At 74.1% G+C, this 17,467-nt stretch carries 1 protein-coding gene; it reads left to right on the plus strand.

The genetic code is table 11. The features are described 5' to 3' along the window. Positions 1-87: 87 nt before the first annotated feature. Positions 88-17,460 carry a type I polyketide synthase gene (locus ACIRD7_RS06500; RefSeq protein ID WP_403450521.1) on the plus strand — a complete coding sequence of 5,791 codons (17,373 nt, stop codon included), beginning with the start codon at positions 88-90 and terminating at the stop codon, positions 17,458-17,460. The last annotated feature ends 7 nt before the right edge of the window (positions 17,461-17,467 follow it).

Consider the following 17,467-nt stretch of genomic DNA (forward strand, 5'->3'; position numbering starts at 1 on the left):
CCCCGACCCATCCCCCCTGAGCCCCTCACCCCCCACTCCGCCAAGCCCCTGATGCGGCTCTCCGCGCTCTCGAAGGACAAGGAACAGATGGCGAACGAGGAAAAGCTCCGCGAATACCTCAAGCGTGCTATCGCCGACGCCCAGGACGCCCACCTTCGTCTGCGCGAGGCCGAGGCCAAGGACCACGAGCCGATCGCCATCGTCGGGATGGGCTGCCGCTTCCCCGGCGGCGTCGCCTCCCCGGAGGACCTGTGGGGGATGGTGAGCGGCGGTGGGGAGGGCATCACGGCGTTCCCCACCGACCGCGGCTGGGACCTGGACGCCCTGTTCGCGACCGACGAGGAGCGGGTGGCGGGCACCTCGGCCACCCGCGAGGGCGGGTTCCTGCACGAGGCCGCCGAGTTCGACGCCGAGGCGTTCGGCATCTCCCCGCGCGAAGCCCTGGCCATGGACCCGCAGCAGCGGCTGCTGCTGGAGACCTCCTGGGAGGCTCTGGAGCGCGCCGGCATCGACCCGCTGTCCCTGCGCGGCACGGCGACCGGTGTCTTCGCCGGGCTCATGTACCACGACTACGCCTCCCGGCTGCGGGAAGTGCCCAAGGACGTCGCCGGGTTCCTCGCCAACGGCAACGCGGGCAGCGTCTTCTCCGGCCGCATCGCCTACGTCTTCGGCTTCGAAGGCCCGGCCGTCACCATCGACACCGCCTGCTCCTCCTCCCTCGTCGCCCTGCACCTGGCCTGCCAGTCCCTGCGCTCCGGCGAGTGCGCGACGGCCCTCGCGGGCGGTGTGACGGTGATGGCGGCGCCGACGACCTTCGTCGAGTTCTCCCGGCAGGGCGGACTCGCCGGGGACGGCCGGTGCAAGGCCTTCGCCGACGACGCCGACGGCACCGGATGGGCGGAGGGTGCCGGCGTCCTCGTACTGGAACGCCTCTCCGACGCCCAGCGCCTCGGCCACCCGGTCCTCGCCGTGATCCGGGGCAGCGCCGTCAACCAGGACGGCGCCTCCAACGGCCTCAGCGCGCCCAACGGACCCGCCCAGCAGCGCGTCATCCGCCAGGCGCTGGAATCGGCGCGGCTCACCGCCGCCGACGTGGACGCCGTGGAGGCGCACGGCACGGGCACGCGGCTCGGCGACCCCATCGAGGCGCAGGCCCTGCTCGCCACCTACGGCAAGGGACGGGACGAGCGCAACCCCGTCTGGCTCGGCTCCGTGAAGTCCAACATCGGGCACACTCAGGCGGCCGCCGGCGCGGCCGGCATCATCAAGATGGTCATGGCGCTGCGCGCCCGCCGGCTGCCGCCCACGCTCCACGCCGACCGGCCCAGCTCCCACGTCGACTGGTCGGCCGGTGCCGTCCGCCTCCTCACCGAGGCCCGGCCCTGGCCCACCGCGGGGCACCCCCGCAGGGCCGCCGTGTCCTCCTTCGGCATCAGCGGCACCAACGCCCACGTCGTCCTCGAAGAAGCTCCCGAGGCCACGCCCGACGACACCGACGAGGCGTACGGCACCCTGCCGGCCGTCCCCTGGGTCCTGACCGCCCGGAGCGCCGAGGCACTGGAGGCCCAGGCCGAACGCCTCGCCGCCCATGTCACCGCCTCCGACGCCGCCGCCCTCGACATCGGCCACAGCCTGGCCACCGGCCGCGCGACCCTCGAGCACCGGGCCGTCCTCCTCGGCCCCGACCGCACCACCCTGCGCGCCGCCCTGGACGACCTCACCGGCACCGCGACCGCCGTCAAGGGAGCCGTCACCGAGGGCCGTACCGCCTGGCTGTTCACCGGCCAGGGCAGCCAGCGCCCCGGCATGGGCCGCGAACTGCACGCCGCCCACCCGGCTTACGCGCGCGCCTTCGACGAGATCTGCGCCCTCCTCGACGCCGAACTCACCGACGCCCCCGGCTTCGACGCACCCGTGCGCGACGTGTGCCTCGCCGAGCCCGGCACCCCCGAGGCCGCGCTCCTCGACCGCACGGGCTACGCCCAGACGGCCATCTTCGCCGTCGAGGCCGCCCTCGTGGCCCTGCTGCGCGGCTGGGGCGCCGAACCCGACGTCGTCATCGGCCACTCGATCGGCGAGATCGTCGCCGCCCACGCCGCCGGAGCCCTCGAACTCCCCGACGCGGTACGGCTGGTCGCGGCCCGCGCCCGCCTGATGCAGGCACTCCCGGACGGCGGCGCGATGGCCGCGATCGAGGCGGACGAGAGCGAAGTCACCGCGCTCCTCACCGACGGCGCCGTCATCGCCGCCGTCAACGGCCCGCGCGCCGTCGTGGTCTCCGGCACCGAGCCGGCCGTCGAACGGATCATGGAGGCCGCCCGCGCACGCGAACTGCGCGTGACCCGCCTGCGCGTCAGCCACGCCTTCCACTCCCCGCTCATGGCCCCCATGACCGACGAGTTCGCCGAGACCATCGCGGGCATCGCCCGCCGCCGCCCCCTCGTGCCCGCCGTCAGCACCCTCACCGGACGGGCCGCCGACGACGACTGGGCGAGCCCCGACTACTGGGTACGACAGGTACGCGACGCCGTACGCTTCCACGCCGCCGTCGACACCGCCACCACCGAACTCGGCGTCAGCCGCTTCCTGGAGATCGGCGCGGACCCCGTCCTCTCCGGCCTGATCCAGACCGCCGCCCCCGACACGACCGCCGTGGCCACCCTGCGCGAGGGCCGCGACGAGTGCGCCACGGTGCTCACCGCGCTCGCCGAGATGTTCGTACGGGGCGCCGCCGCCGACTGGGCCGCCGTGTTCGCCGGCACCGGAGCCCGGCACACCGACCTGCCCACCTACGCCTTCCAGCGGCACCGCTACTGGCTCGACGCCACCCGCTCCGCCTCCGACGCCCGCGGCCTCGGCCTCGGTGTCGCCGGGCACCCGCTGCTGGGCGCCGCCGTGGCCGTCGCCGGCTCCGACAACGTCCTGCTCACCGCACGCCTCTCCGTCGCCACCACCCCCTGGCTCGCCGACCACCTGGTCGGCGGCCTCGCCGTCGTCCCCGGTACCGCCCTCGTCGAACTCGCCGTCCAGGCGGGCCTGCGCGTCGAATGCGACCACCTCGACGAACTCACCCTCCAGGCCCCGCTGATCCTCCCCGAGCAGGGCGCCGCCCAGGTCCAGGTCGTCATCGACGCCGCCACCGACGACGGCCACCGCACGGTCCGCGTCTACTCCCGCGCCGACGACGCCGAGGTCGAACAGGCCTGGACGCTCCACGCCACCGGCACCGTGAGCAACCGCACCACCCCCGGCGACACCTGGAACCTGCACGCCTGGCCGCCCGCCGACGCCGAGCCCGAGGACCTCGCCGGCCTCTACGACCGCCTCACCGACGTCGGCCTCCAGTACGGCCCCGCCTTCCGCGGCATCACCCGCGTCTGGCGCGACGCCGACGACTGGTACGTCGAGGCCGCCCTCCCCGAGCCCGCCGCCGGCGAGGCGACGGCATTCGGGCTGCACCCCGCCCTCCTCGACACCGTCCTGCACACCCTCGCCCTGCGCGGTGGCGACGGGAAGACCGCGCTCCTGCCGTTCCTGTGGTCCGGGGTGACCCTCACCGCGGTCGGTGCCACGTCGGTCCGCGCCCGGCTGCGCATGCGCGGCGACGGCGAGATCGACCTGCGCGTCGCCGACGCGACGGGCGAACCGGTGGCCACGGTCGACTCCCTCCTCCTGCGCCCCGTCTCGACCACGGACCTCGCCGCCCAGCAGGCCACCCGGACCACCCCCGGCACCGAGCACCTGTTCCGCGTGGAGTGGACGGCCGGCGCCGCGCCCACCACCGACCGGCAGCCCGCAGGCACGGTGGTCGTCGGCGCCTCGGTCCACGGCCTCGACGCCCCGGTCCACCCCCACCTGGACGCGCTGCTCACCGCGCTCGACCACGGGGCTGAGACCCCGCGTCAGGTCCTGCTGCCCGTCACCTCCGAAGGCCCCGTCGCAGATGTCCTCGCCGAGACCCTGCTGGTGGTGCAACGCTGGCTGAGCGAGCCGAAGTTCGCCGACTCCCGCCTGGTCATTGTCACCTCGCGCGGCGTCGCCGTGACACCCCAGGACACCCCCGATCCGACCGCCGCAGGCATCTGGGGCCTCCTGCGCTCCGCCATGAACGAGCACCCCGGCCGCTTCGCCCTCCTCGACCTCGACGACAGCGAGCTGCCCCCCGCCGCCCTGCCCATGGACGACACGGACCAGATCGCCGTGCGGGACGGTCAGGTGTCGGTGCCGCGGATGGTGCGGATGGCTTCGGGTGGGGTGTTGGTGCCCCCGGTGGGTGCGGGCGCCGGTGGTTGGCGGATGGATGTGGTGGCGCAGGGGCGGCTCGACGGTGTCGGGCTGGTCGCCGAGGCGCCGCGCGAACTGCGGGCCGGTGAGGTGCGCGTCGCGGTGCGGGCGGCCGGTGTCAACTTCCGTGATGTGCTGAATGTGCTGGGCATGTATCCGGGGGATGCGGGGCGGCTCGGCCATGAGGGTGCTGGCGTGGTCGTCGAGGTCGGTCCGGGGGTGACCGGACTTGCCGTCGGTGACCGGGTGATGGGCCTGCTGGACGGCGCGTTCGGCCCGATGGCCACCACCGATGCCCGGCTGCTGGCTCGGATACCCGACGGCTGGTCCTTCGAGCAGGCGGCGTCCGTGCCGATCGTGTTCCTGACCGCCTATTACGCCCTGATGGATCTGGGCAGGCTTCAGGCGGGCGAGTCGGTGCTGATCCACTCGGCCGCCGGCGGTGTGGGGATGGCTGCGGTGCAGCTGGCTCAGCATCTGGGCGGTGAGGTGTTCGCGACGGCGAGTGAGCCGAAGTGGCCGGTCGTGCGTGAACTGGGCGTCCGGGAGGAGCGGATCGCTTCGTCGCGGACGACGGAGTTCGAGGAGCGGTTCCGGCCGGGTGTGGATGTGGTGCTGGACTCGCTCGCGGGTAAGTTCGTGGACGCCTCGCTGCGGTTGGTGCGGCCTGGTGGCCGGTTCGTGGAGATGGGCAAGACCGACATCCGCGATGCCGACGAGGTGCGGGCCGAGTACGGAGTGTCGTACCGCTCCTTCGACCTGATGGACGCCGGTCCGGACCGGATCGCCGAGATGTGGACCGCACTGCTGGAGTTGTTCGAGCGGGGTGTGCTGCGGCCGGTGAAGGTGACTGCCTTCGACCTGGGCAGGGCGCCGGAGGCGTTGCGGCTCCTCGGTCAGGCCAGGCATGTGGGCAAGGTTGTCCTCTCAGTGCCGTCGCCGTGGAGTGGCGGGGGCACGGTGCTGATCACGGGCGGGACCGGTGGGTTGGGTGCGGAGGTCGCCCGGCATCTGGTCACCGCGCATGGCGTACGGGACCTGCTGCTGGTGTCCCGGCGGGGCGAGGAAGCCCCGGGCGCGCGTGAACTTGCATCAGAGCTCACCGAGTTGAGTGCTCGGGTGTCTGTCCGTGCGTGTGACGTGTCCGACCGTGATGCGCTGGCCGGTGTGCTGGACGGGGTGGACCTGTCTGGTGTGGTGCACGCGGCGGGTGTTCTCGATGACGGCCTGATCGGTGATCTTTCGGCTGAGCGGGTGGGCCGGGTGGTGGCGGCCAAGGCTGAATCGGCCTTGCATTTGCACGAGTTGACCGCTGGTCGTGATCTGTCGGCGTTCGTGTTGTTCTCGTCGTTCGCGGGTGTGGTGGGCAATGCCGGCCAGGCGGCGTACTCGGCTGCGAACAACGTTCTGGACGCGTTGGCTGTGGCCCGTCGTGCCGAAGGGCTGCCCGCGGTGTCGCTGGCGTGGGGCATGTGGGCGAACGCGGACGGCATGGGTGGCACGCTGGGTGAGGCGGAGCTGGAGCGGATGGCTCGGCAGGGCTTCCCGGCGTTGGAGACGAGCGAGGGTCTCGCCCTGCTGGATGCCGCGCTGCTGGTGAACGAGCCGCTCGCGGTCCCTGTCGCCCTGCGCACCTCGGCCCTGGCGGCCGTCCGCGACAGCCTCCCCGGCATCCTGCGAGGACTCGTACCCGCCGCCGACCGCCGACGCCGGGCTGTCGGCCAAGCGGGGACAGTGGCAGCCACCGGCCTGGCGCGCAAGCTGGCCGAGCTCCAGCCGGCCGAGCAGGAGCGCCAGTTGCTGGATCTGGTGCAGGGGCAGGTCGCCGCGGTGCTCGGCCACGCGTCCGCTGGGTCGGTCGACGCGTCCCGTGCCTTCAAGGACCTCGGATTCGACTCCCTGACCGCCGTCGATCTGCGCAACCGCCTCGGCTCCGCCACCGGCATCACGCTCCCCGCCACCCTCGTCTTCGACCACCCGACGCCCACGGCCCTCGCCGACTTCCTCAAGACCCAGCTGCTGGGGGCGGTGGATGCCGAAGCGACCGCCGTCACCCGCCCACGCGCGTCCCTCGATGAGCCGGTGGCGATCGTGGGGATGGGGTGTCGTTTCCCGGGCGGCGCGGATTCGGCCGAGGGGCTGTGGGATCTCGTAACTGAAGGCCGGGATGGGCTCACGGCTCTCCCGATGGATCGTGGCTGGGACCCCGCCCTGCTGGAGGGTCTTGCCGCGGTCGGCGGATTCGTGGACGACGTGGCGCTGTTCGATGCCGAGTTGTTCGGGATCTCGCCGCGTGAGGCGCTCGCCATGGATCCGCAGCAGCGGCTGCTGTTGGAGACGGCGTGGGAGGCCCTGGAGGACGCCGGAATTGACCCGGCCTCGCTGCGGGGCACGCCGACCGGCGTCTACGCCGGCGTCTCCGGGAGCGGCTACGGCGGCAACATGCAGAGTCCGCAGGGGGAGACCGGTGGCTATCTGCTGACGGGCAGCACGCCGAGTGTGGCTTCGGGGCGGCTGTCGTACGTGTTCGGGCTGGAAGGCCCGGCGGTCTCGGTGGACACCGCGTGCTCGTCGGCGCTCGTCGCCCTGCATCTGGCGTGCCAGGCGTTGCGCTCGGGGGAGTGCGATCTGGCGTTGGCCGGCGGCGCGACGGTGATGGCGACCCCGGGCATCTTTCTGGAGTTCGCGCGGCAGGGCGGGCTGGCCGGGGACGGTCGGTGCAAGTCGTTCGCCGAGGGTGCTGACGGGACGGGTTGGGCGGAGGGCGGGGGCATCCTCGTCCTGGAGCGGCTCTCCGACGCTCGGCGCCTCGGGCATACGGTCCTGGCGGTGGTGCGGGGCAGTGCGGTGAACCAGGACGGTGCGTCCAACGGGCTGACGGCGCCGAACGGTCCCTCGCAGCAGCGAGTGATCCGGCAGGCGCTGGCCTCCGCGGGCCTGGACGCCGCCGACGTGGACGCCGTCGAGGCACACGGCACCGGTACCCGGCTCGGCGACCCCATCGAGGCGCAGGCCCTGCTCGCGACGTACGGTCAAGCACACGCCGACGACGAGCCGTTGTGGCTGGGTTCGATCAAGTCGAACATCGGGCATGCGCAGGCGGCGGCCGGTGTGGCGAGCATCGTGAAGATGGTCATGGCGCTGCGTCGGGAGGCGCTGCCGCGCACTCTGCATGTCGACGAGCCGTCCTCGCATGTGGACTGGACCTCGGGCGCGGTTGAGCTGCTGAAGCAGGAGCGGGCCTGGCCGCGTGGCGAGCGGGTGCGTCGAGCGGGCGTGTCGTCCTTCGGTATCAGCGGCACCAACGCCCACGTCATCCTCGAAGAAGCCCCCACCACCCCCTCTCCCCGTCGGCCGGAGTCCCCGACCCACCTGCCCGTCATTCCCTGGGTACTCTCGGGACGCAGTCGGCAGGCCATGGACGCACAGGCGGAACGGCTCGACGCCTTCCTCGCCGGACGGCCCGAACTGTCCCCGCTCGACGTGGGGTTGTCCCTGGCCGCATCTCGTACGGCCCTGGAGCACCGGGCCGTGGTGCTCGGCCGGGACGGTGACGCGCTGCGCTCGGGCCTCGCCGAGCCCGCCGTCACCGGGGTGGTCGCCGACGGCCGTACCGCCTGGATGTTCACGGGTCAGGGCAGCCAGCGCCTGGGCATGGGGCGTGAACTGCATGCCGCCTACCCCGTGTTCGCGGGCGCGTTCGACGAGACGGCCGCACTGCTCGAAGCCGAGCTGGCCGGGGCGGAAGGCTTCCCGCTCCCGCTGCGGGACGTGCTGTTCGCCGCCGAGGGCTCCGAAGCCGCCGCCCTCCTCGACCGCACCGGGTACGCACAGGCCGCCCTCTTCACCGTCGAGACCGCGCTCGCGACGCTCCTGGGCTCCTGGGGCCTGCGCCCGGATGTTGTGCTCGGTCACTCCATCGGCGAGTACGCCGCGGCCTACACGGCCGGTGTCTTCCAACTTCCGGACGCGGTACGGCTGGTGGCCGCCCGCGCCCGTCTGATGCAGGCCCTGCCCGAGGGCGGCGCCATGGCCGCCGTAGAGGCCGACGAGGCTGAGGTCACCGAACTCCTCACCACCGACGACGTGACCATCGCCGCCGTCAACGGACCGGCCGCCGTCGTCGTCTCCGGCACGGAGGACGGCGTCGAGCGTGTCATGGCCGCCCTCCGTGAACGCGGTCGCCGGGTCACCCGCCTCCGCGTCTCCCACGCCTTCCACTCCCCACTCATGGAGCCCATGCTCGACGAGTTCGCCGCCATCGCCGAGCAGATCACCTACCGACGACCGACCCTCCCCGCCGTCAGCACGCTGACCGGTGCCGCGCTCGCCGAGGGCGACGGAGACTGGACCACCCCCGGCTACTGGGTGCGCCAGGTGCGCGAGGCCGTCCGCTTCCACGACGCCGCTCGCACGGCCGCGGACGACCTCGGTGCCTTACGTTTCCTCGAACTCGGCCCCGACCCGGTGCTGTCCGCCGTGGTGGAACCGGCGTTCGCTGTCGGCGCGTTGCGCAGGGACCGGTCCGAGGCGGAGACCGCGCTTCGTGCCGTGGCCGAGCTGTACGTCCGTGGTACCGCCGTCGACTGGTCGGCCCTGTTCGAGGGCAGCGGCGCCGCGCGCACGGCATTGCCGACGTACGCCTTCCAGCGTGAGCGGTACTGGCTGCGCGACGCCGGTTCGGGCGGCGACGCCCGCGGGCTCGGGCTCAGGGCCGCCGATCATCCGCTGCTCGGCGCCGCCGTCCCCGTGGCCGGCTCCGACACGCTGCTGCTCACGTCCCGGCTGTCGGTCCGTACGCATCCCTGGCTCGCGGACCATGCCGTGGGCGCGGCCGTCGTCGTGCCGGGGGCGGCGCTGGTCGAGCTCGCCCTGGCGGCGGCCGACCGCGTCAGCTGTGAGCGCCTCGACGAACTCACCCTCCAGGCCCCGCTGGTGCTCCCCGAGCAGGGCGCCGTCCAGATCCAGATCGCGCTCGACGCACCCGACGACACGGGCGCCCGCCCGCTGCGGCTGTTCGCGCGTCCGGACGCCACCGCCGACGACAGCACCTGGATCCTGCATGCCGAGGGCACGGTGAGCGCCGGCACGGCACCCGCGCCGTCCTCGGAGCTGCGGACCTGGCCTCCGGCGGACGCCGACCGGGTGGACATCACCGGGCTGTACGACCGGCTCGCCGAGACCGGTCTGCGCTACGGCACCGCGTTCCAGGGCCTGCGGCAGGTCTGGACCCGGGGCGAGGAACTGTACGTCGAGGCCGCGCTGCCCGAAGAGGCGGCCGGGGAGGCGACCTCCTTCGGACTGCACCCGGCACTGCTCGACTCGGTGCTGCACGCCCTGGCCCTGCGGGAGGATGAGGCGCACGGCGCCCTGCTGCCGTTCGCCTGGACCGGAGTGTCCTGCCACGCGGTCGGCGCGCACCTCGTCCGCGTCCGGATCGTCCCGCGCGGTTCCGGCACCTACGCCCTGCACATCGCCGACGCGGCCGGGGCTCCGGTGGCCACAGTGGAGTCGCTGCTGCTGCGCCCGGCGTCGCCCGCCCAGTTCGCCGCCGGCGGTGGCGCGACGCCTGCTGAGCACCTCTACCGCGTCGAGTGGACCCCCGCCCCTGCCCAGCCCACCGTCGGGACCGCCGCCCGCCCGGTGACGGTCCTGCGTGCGCCTGAGGCTGCCGAACCCTGGCACGCGGCCGGTCTCACCCTCCTGCCCTGCGGCGACGACGTCCCCGACACCGTCCTGCTGCCGGTCCCGCGCGGGGCCGGGACCGCCGTGGTGAGCGACGTGCTGGCGGCCGTCCGGGAGTGGGTCGCCGACGAGCGCTTCGCCACCGCACGTCTGGTGGTCGTGACCGACCGGGCCGTGGCTGTCCGGGACGGCGAGAGCGCCGATGCCGGCGGCGCCGGCGTCTGGGGCCTGGTCCGCTCCGCCATGAGCGAGCACCCCGGCCGGTTCACCCTCGTGGACATCGACGACGACCCCGTGTCCTGCCGCCTGGCCGCCACCCGCATCGAGGACCAGCAGGTCGCGATCCGGGACGGCCAGATGTGGGCGCCGCGGATGGTGCGGATGGCTTCGGGCGGAGTGCTCGTCCCCCCGGTGGGCGTCGGCGCCGGATGGCGGATGGATGTGGTGGCGCAGGGGCGGCTCGACGGTGTGGGGCTGGTCGCCGAGGCGCCGCGCGAACTGCGTGCCGGTGAGGTGCGGGTCGCGGTCCGGGCGGCCGGCGTCAACTTCCGCGACGTGCTGAATGTGCTGGGCATGTATCCCGGGGATGCCGGGCGGCTCGGGCACGAGGGCGCCGGTGTCGTCGCCGAGATCGGCCCCGACGTCTCCGGGCTGGCCGTCGGGGACCGGGTGATGGGCCTGCTGGACGGGGCCTTCGCCCCGACGGCCGTCACCGACGCCCGGCTGCTGGCACGGATACCCGAGGGATGGTCGTTCGAGCAGGCGGCGTCGACGCCGATCGTGTTCCTCACCGCCTACTACGCCCTCATGGACCTCGCCGGCCTGCGGGCGGGGGAGTCGGTGCTGATCCACTCCGCCGCCGGCGGTGTCGGGACGGCGGCCGTACAACTCGCCCGGCACCTGGGCGCCGAGGTGTACGCGACCGCCAGCGAGCCCAAGTGGCCGGTGGTGCGCGACCTCGGTGTCCCCGCCGAGCGCATCGCGTCGTCCCGCACCACGGAGTTCGAGGAGCGGTTCCGGCCGGGTGTGGATGTGGTGCTGGATTCGCTCGCGGGTGAGTTCGTGGACGCCTCGCTGCGGCTCGTACGGCCGGGCGGGCGGTTTGTCGAGATGGGCAAGACCGACATCCGCGATGCCGACGAGGTGCGGGCGGAGCACGGCGTCGACTACACCTCCTTCGACCTCATCGACGCCGGACCGGACCGCATCGCCGAGATGTTCACGGCACTGCTGGAGCTGTTCGAACAGGGTGCGCTGCGCCCCGCCCCGGTCACCTCCTACGGGATCTCGCGCGCACCGGAGGCGCTCCGGCTCCTGGGCCAGGCCAAGCACGTCGGCAAGGTCGTGCTGCGGCTGCCGTCGCCGTGGAGCGGCGGGGGCACGGTCCTGATCACCGGCGGTACGGGTGGCCTGGGCGCGGAAGTCGCCCGGTACCTCGTCACCGCGCATGGCGTACGGGATCTGCTGCTGCTCTCCCGGCGCGGGCCCGACGCTCCGGGAGCCGGTGAACTCACCGCACAGCTGGGAGAGTTGGGCGCCCGCGTCCGCGTGGAAGCCTGTGACGTCACGGACCGCGCGGCGCTGGCGGGCGTACTGGAGGACGTCGACCTGTCCGCCGTCGTGCACGCGGCCGGCGTGCTGGACGACGGTCTGATCGCCGACCTCACAGAGGCACGGTTGGCCGCCGTGCTGGCGGCCAAGGCCGATTCGGCGCTGCACCTGCACGCGTTGACGGCCGAGCGGGACCTGTCCGCGTTCGTGCTGTTCTCCTCCTTCGCGGGTGTCGTGGGCAACGCCGGGCAGGCGGCGTACTCGGCCGCCAACAACGTCCTCGACGCCCTGGCGGCCACCCGCCGTGCCCAGGGCCTGCCCGGCGTCTCGCTCGCCTGGGGCATGTGGGCGAACGCGGACGGCATGGGCGGGACGCTCGGCGAGGCCGAGCTGGAGCGGCTCGCCCGGCAGGGCTTCCCCGCGCTGGAGACGGGCGAGGGGCTGGGACTGCTCGACGCGGCACTCGTCGTCGACGAGCCCACCGCCGTCCCGGTCGCCCTGCGCACGCCCGCCCTCGCCGCCGTACGGGACTCCCTGCCCGGCATCCTGCGGGACTTGGTGCCCGCCGCCGACCGCCGGCGTCGTGCCGCCAGTCCGGCCGGGGCCGGGGGTGCCCTGGCCGCACGGCTGCGTGAGCTGTCGGCCGAGGAGCAGGAGCGCGAGCTGCTGGACCTGGTGCAGACGCAGGTCGCCGCGGTGCTCGGCCATGCGTCCGCTGGGTCGGTCGACGCGTCCCGTGCCTTCAAGGACCTCGGGTTCGACTCGCTCACCGCCGTGGATCTGCGCAACCGGCTCGGCTCCGCCACCGGCGTCACGCTCCCCGTGACGGTCATCTTCGACCACCCGACGCCGGCCGCGCTGGCCGCGTCCCTGCGTGAACAGCTCGTCGGCGCGCCGACGGACGACACGACGCGGGGGACGGCGCCGCGACCGGCCGGGCTCGCCGACGAGCCGATCGCCGTGATCGGCATGGGCTGCCGTTATCCCGGCGGCGTGGACTCGCCCGAGGCGCTGTGGGAGTTGGTGGCCGCGGGCGGTGACGGCATCACGCCGTTCCCGCTCGACCGCGGCTGGAACATGAAGACACTGGAGGGTGTGGCGGCGGTCGGCGGATTCGTCGACGGTGCAACCGAGTTCGACGCCGAGCTGTTCGGCATCTCGCCGCGCGAGGCCCTCGCCATGGACCCGCAGCAGCGGCTGCTGCTGGAGACCGCCTGGGAGGCGCTGGAACGCGCGGGCATCGACCCGCTGTCCCTCCAGGGCTCGGCCACGGGCGTGTACGCGGGTGTGTCCGCGAACGGGTACGCCAGCGGGCAGGAGGACGACGAGGCCGACCCGGAGACGGACGGGTATCTGCTGACGGGCAGCACGCCGAGTGTGGCCTCGGGGCGGCTGTCGTACGTGTTCGGGCTGGAGGGGCCGGCCGTGTCCGTCGACACCGCCTGCTCCTCGGCGCTGGTCGCGCTGCATCTGGCCACCCAGGCGCTGCGGACCGGTGAGTGCGACATGGCACTGGCCGGCGGCGCCACGGTGATGGCGACGCCGGGCATGTTCCTGGAGTTCGCCCGGCAGGGCGGGCTGGCCGGTGACGGCCGGTGCAAGTCGTTCGCCGACAGTGCCGACGGCACCGGGTGGAGCGAGGGCGGCGGCATGCTCGTCCTGGAGCGGCTCTCCGACGCCCGGCGCCTCGGCCATCCGGTCCTCGCCGTCGTGCGCGGCAGTGCCGTGAACCAGGACGGTGCCTCCAACGGGCTCACCGCGCCCAACGGTCCGTCGCAGCAGCGCGTGATCCGCCAGGCGCTGAAGGCGGCCCGCGTCTCGCCCGCAGAGGTCGACGTCGTCGAGGCGCACGGCACCGGTACCCGGCTCGGCGACCCCATCGAGGCGCAGGCCCTGCTCGCGACCTACGGACGGGCCCGCGCCGACGACGAGCCGCTGTGGCTCGGCTCGGTCAAGTCGAACATCGGGCACGCCCAGGCGGGCGCCGCGGCCGCGAGCGTCATCAAGATGGTCATGGCGCTCCAGCGGCGCCATCTGCCCCGCACGCTGCACGTGGACCGGCCCTCCGAGCACATCGACTGGGAGTCCGGAGCAGTACGGCTGCTCACCGAGGCCCGGGACTGGGCGGCGGGAGCACACCCGCGCCGGGCCGGGGTGTCGTCGTTCGGCATCAGCGGTACCAACGCCCACGTCATCCTCGAAGAAGCCCCGGTCGTCGAGAGCGGCCGGGCGCGCGATCCTGAGGGTGCCGACGCCGGATCCTCGCTCGTGCCCTGGGTGGTGTCCGGCCGTACCGACCGGGCGACCCGGGCGCAGGCCGCGCGCCTGACGGCCGTCCTCGCCGCCGGGGACGGGCCGGCCCCCGGCGACATCGCCCACGCGCTCGCCACGACCCGCGCCGTACTGGACCACCGTGCCGTCGTCCTCGGCGCCGACCTGGAGCAACTGCGCACCGGACTCGGCGCGTTGGCGGCCGACACCGCCCCCTCGAACGGCCGCGCCACGGTCGTGACGGGGACCGTCGGCGAGGGACGCACCGCGTGGATGTTCACCGGACAGGGCAGCCAGCGGCCCGGCATGGGACGTGAACTCCACGCCACCTACCCGGTGTTCGCCCAGGCCCTGGACGCCGTGTGCGAGCTGCTGGAAGCCGAACCGCGGCCCGAGAGCGGATTCCCGCGCCCGCTGCGGGAGATGCTGCTCGCCGAGCCCGACGATCCGGCCGGCCAGGCGCACCCGCTGGACGCCACCGGGTACGCGCAGTCGGCGCTCTTCGCCCTGCAAGTGGCCCTCGTCGAGCTTCTCAGGTCCTGGGGCGTACGCCCCGACCTCGTGCTCGGGCACTCGGTGGGCGAGCTGGCGGCCGCCTACGCCGCCGGCGTCTTCGAACTGCCCGACGCGGTACGGCTGGTGGCGGCCCGCGCCCGGCTGATGCAGGCCCTGCCCGAGGGCGGCGCCATGGCCGCGGTCGAGGGCACCGAGGCCGAGGTGACGGAGCTGCTGAAGGCGCTCACCGGGGGCGGGCAGATCGCCGTCGCCGTGGTCAACGGGCCCTCGTCCGTGGTGGTCTCCGGCGCCGAGGAACTGGTCGTCGAGGCCATGGACCGGGCGCGGGAGCAGGGGCGGAGGGTGTCCCGGCTGCGGGTCAGCCACGCCTTCCACTCACCGCTGATGGACCCGATGCTCGCCGACTTCGCCACCGTCGCCGAGTCCATCGCCTACCGCCGACCGACGCTCGGCGCCGTGAGCACCGCCACCGGCGATGCCGTCACGACGCAGTGGGCGTCCGCCGCCTACTGGGTGGACCAGGTGCGCCGCCCCGTCCGCTTCCACGACGCCCTCACCACGGCCACCGCCGACCAGGGCGCGACCCGCCTCCTGGAACTGGGCCCCGACCCGGTCCTGACCGCGCTCGCCCGGTCCTCCGGCGACGGGCGGGTCACCGCCGCGGCCGCCCTGCGGTCCGGGCGCCCCGAGGCCGAGACGCTGCTCACGGCCGTGGCCGAACTCTTCGTCCGGGGCATGAGGACCGACTGGGCCGCCGTCACGACGGCAGCCGATCCCGCGAACGACGCGCCCGCCGCGCGCGTCGAACTGCCGACCTACGCCTTCCAGCGCCGCCGCTACTGGCTGCGCGACCGCCGGACACAGCGGCCCTCCGACGTACGGCGATCCGGTGCCGACACCGGATTCTGGAGCCTCGTCGACGGTGGCGACCCCACCGCGCTCGCCGACCGGCTCGGCGTCAGTCCGGACACATCGCTCGACTCCCTGCTGCCGGCGCTGTCCGACTGGCGCCGACGGCAGAGCGAAACGTCCGAACTCGCCGCCTGGCGCTATGCGATCGCCTGGAAACCGGTCGGCGTACCGGCCGCCACACTCACCGGCGACTGGCTGGTCGTCGCGCCCGAGCGGGTGACGGCCGACCACGACGGCTTCGTCGAGCAGTGCGCGCAGGCCCTGCGCGACGCCGGAGCCCAGGTCACCGTCCTGACCATCGGCGGCCATGACAGCCGTACGGCGCTCGCCGCCCGGATCCGTGAACTGGCCCCGGACGGCGCGCTCTCCGTGCTCGGCTGGGCCGAGGAGCAGCCCACCGGTGACCTGGCCGGGGCCACCACAAGGCCCGCCGGCGACCCGCAGCCGCCCGCCGCCACCGGCCTCACCCTCCTGCTCGCCCAGGCGTGGGCCGACGCGGTCGGAGGCACCGGCGCGCCGCTGTGGTGCGCGACCCGGTCCGCCGTGTCCGTCGGCACCGGGGACCCGCTCCAGCACCCCGCACAGGCACAGCTGTGGGGCCTCGGGCGCAGCCTCGCGCTCGAACACCCCGACACCTGGGGCGGGTTGGCCGACCTGCCCGACCGGCCCGGACACCGGGACGTGACCCGGCTCGCCCAACTGCTCGCCCACGGCCGCTCCACCAACTGGTCCGAGGACCAGCTCGCCGTCCGCGCGGGCGGCGTCTTCGCCGCACGCCTCGTACGGGACGACCACCCCGGCACCACCCACCCCGAAGGGGCCACGGCGGAACACACCCACGGCACCGTACTGATCACCGGCGGCACCGGAGCCCTCGGCCGGCACGTCGCCCGACGCCTCGCCGAGCGGGGCACCCGGCACCTGCTGCTCGCCTCCCGGCGCGGCGCCGACGCCCCCGGCGCCACCGAACTGCGCGACGAACTCACCGCGCTCGGCGTCCGCGTCACCCTGACCGCCTGCGACCTCACCGACCGCGACGCCGTCCGCGCCCTCATCGACGGCATCGACGAGGACACCCCGCTGACCGGCGTCGTACACGCGGCGGGCGTCCCCGCCAACGGCGTCCTCGACGACCTCACCCCACGGCACCTCGCCGACGCCCTCGCCGCCAAGGCCCACGCGGCGGACCTGCTGCACGAACTGACCGCCGACCACGACCTCGCCCTCTTCGTCCTGTTCGCCTCCGTGACCGGCGTCCTCGGCAACGCCGGCCAGGCCGCCTACGCCGCCGCCAACGCCCACCTCGACGCGCTCGCCCAGCACCGCCGTGCCCTCGGTCTGCCCGCCACGTCCGTGGCCTGGGGGCCCTGGGCGGGCGACGGCATGGCCGCCGACCGGGCCGCCGAGGAACGCATCCGCCGCTCCGGGCTGCGCCCCCTGCCGCCCGAGCGGGCACTGGCCGCGCTCGACCAGCTGATCGCCGACGACCGCCCGTGCACCACCGTGGTGGACGTCTCCTGGGACCGCTTCGCGACCGCGTTCGCCCTCGTGCGTCCCAGCTCCCTGCTCGCCGACCTCCCCGACGCCACGACCGCCACCCGCAACGGCACCGGCACGGCGACCGCCCAGGCCGGCGAACTCGTCGGACGGCTGCGCGGCCTCCCGGCCGGTGAACGCGAGCGCGCCCTGGGCGACTTCGTCCAGTCCCGCGTCGCGGCGGTACTCGGCCACGAGACACCCGCCGCGATCGACGCCGACCGCGCCTTCAAGGACTTCGGCTTCGACTCCCTGACCGCCGTCGACCTGCGCAACCAGCTGATGGCCGCGACCGGACTGCGCCTCGCGACCACCCTCGTCTTCGACCACCCCACCCCGGCGGCGCTCGCCCGCCACCTCCACACCGAACTGTTCCCGGATGACACCGGGGACCGCTCCGCACAGGACCTGACGGACCTCGACGAAGCACGCCTGCGCCAACTCCTCGCCTCCGCCCCGCTCGCCCGGCTGCGCGACGCCGGTCTCCTGCCCGGCCTGCGCACCCTGCTCGCCGAGACCGAAGCGGCGGAACGGCGCGCCGAGGACGCGCGAGCGATCTGGTCCGACGACGCCCCCGACGAGGACACCGCCATCGCCGACCTCGCCGTCGACGACCTGGTGAACCTCGCCCTGGGCGACGCGGACGAACCCGCCGACCCCGACGCCGACGCCGACTTCGGCTTCGACTCCGACGAACGAGACTGACAGAGGC

Source organism: Streptomyces sp. NPDC093568, from assembly GCF_044764945.1.
Taxonomy (GTDB): Bacteria; Actinomycetota; Actinomycetes; order Streptomycetales; family Streptomycetaceae; genus Streptomyces.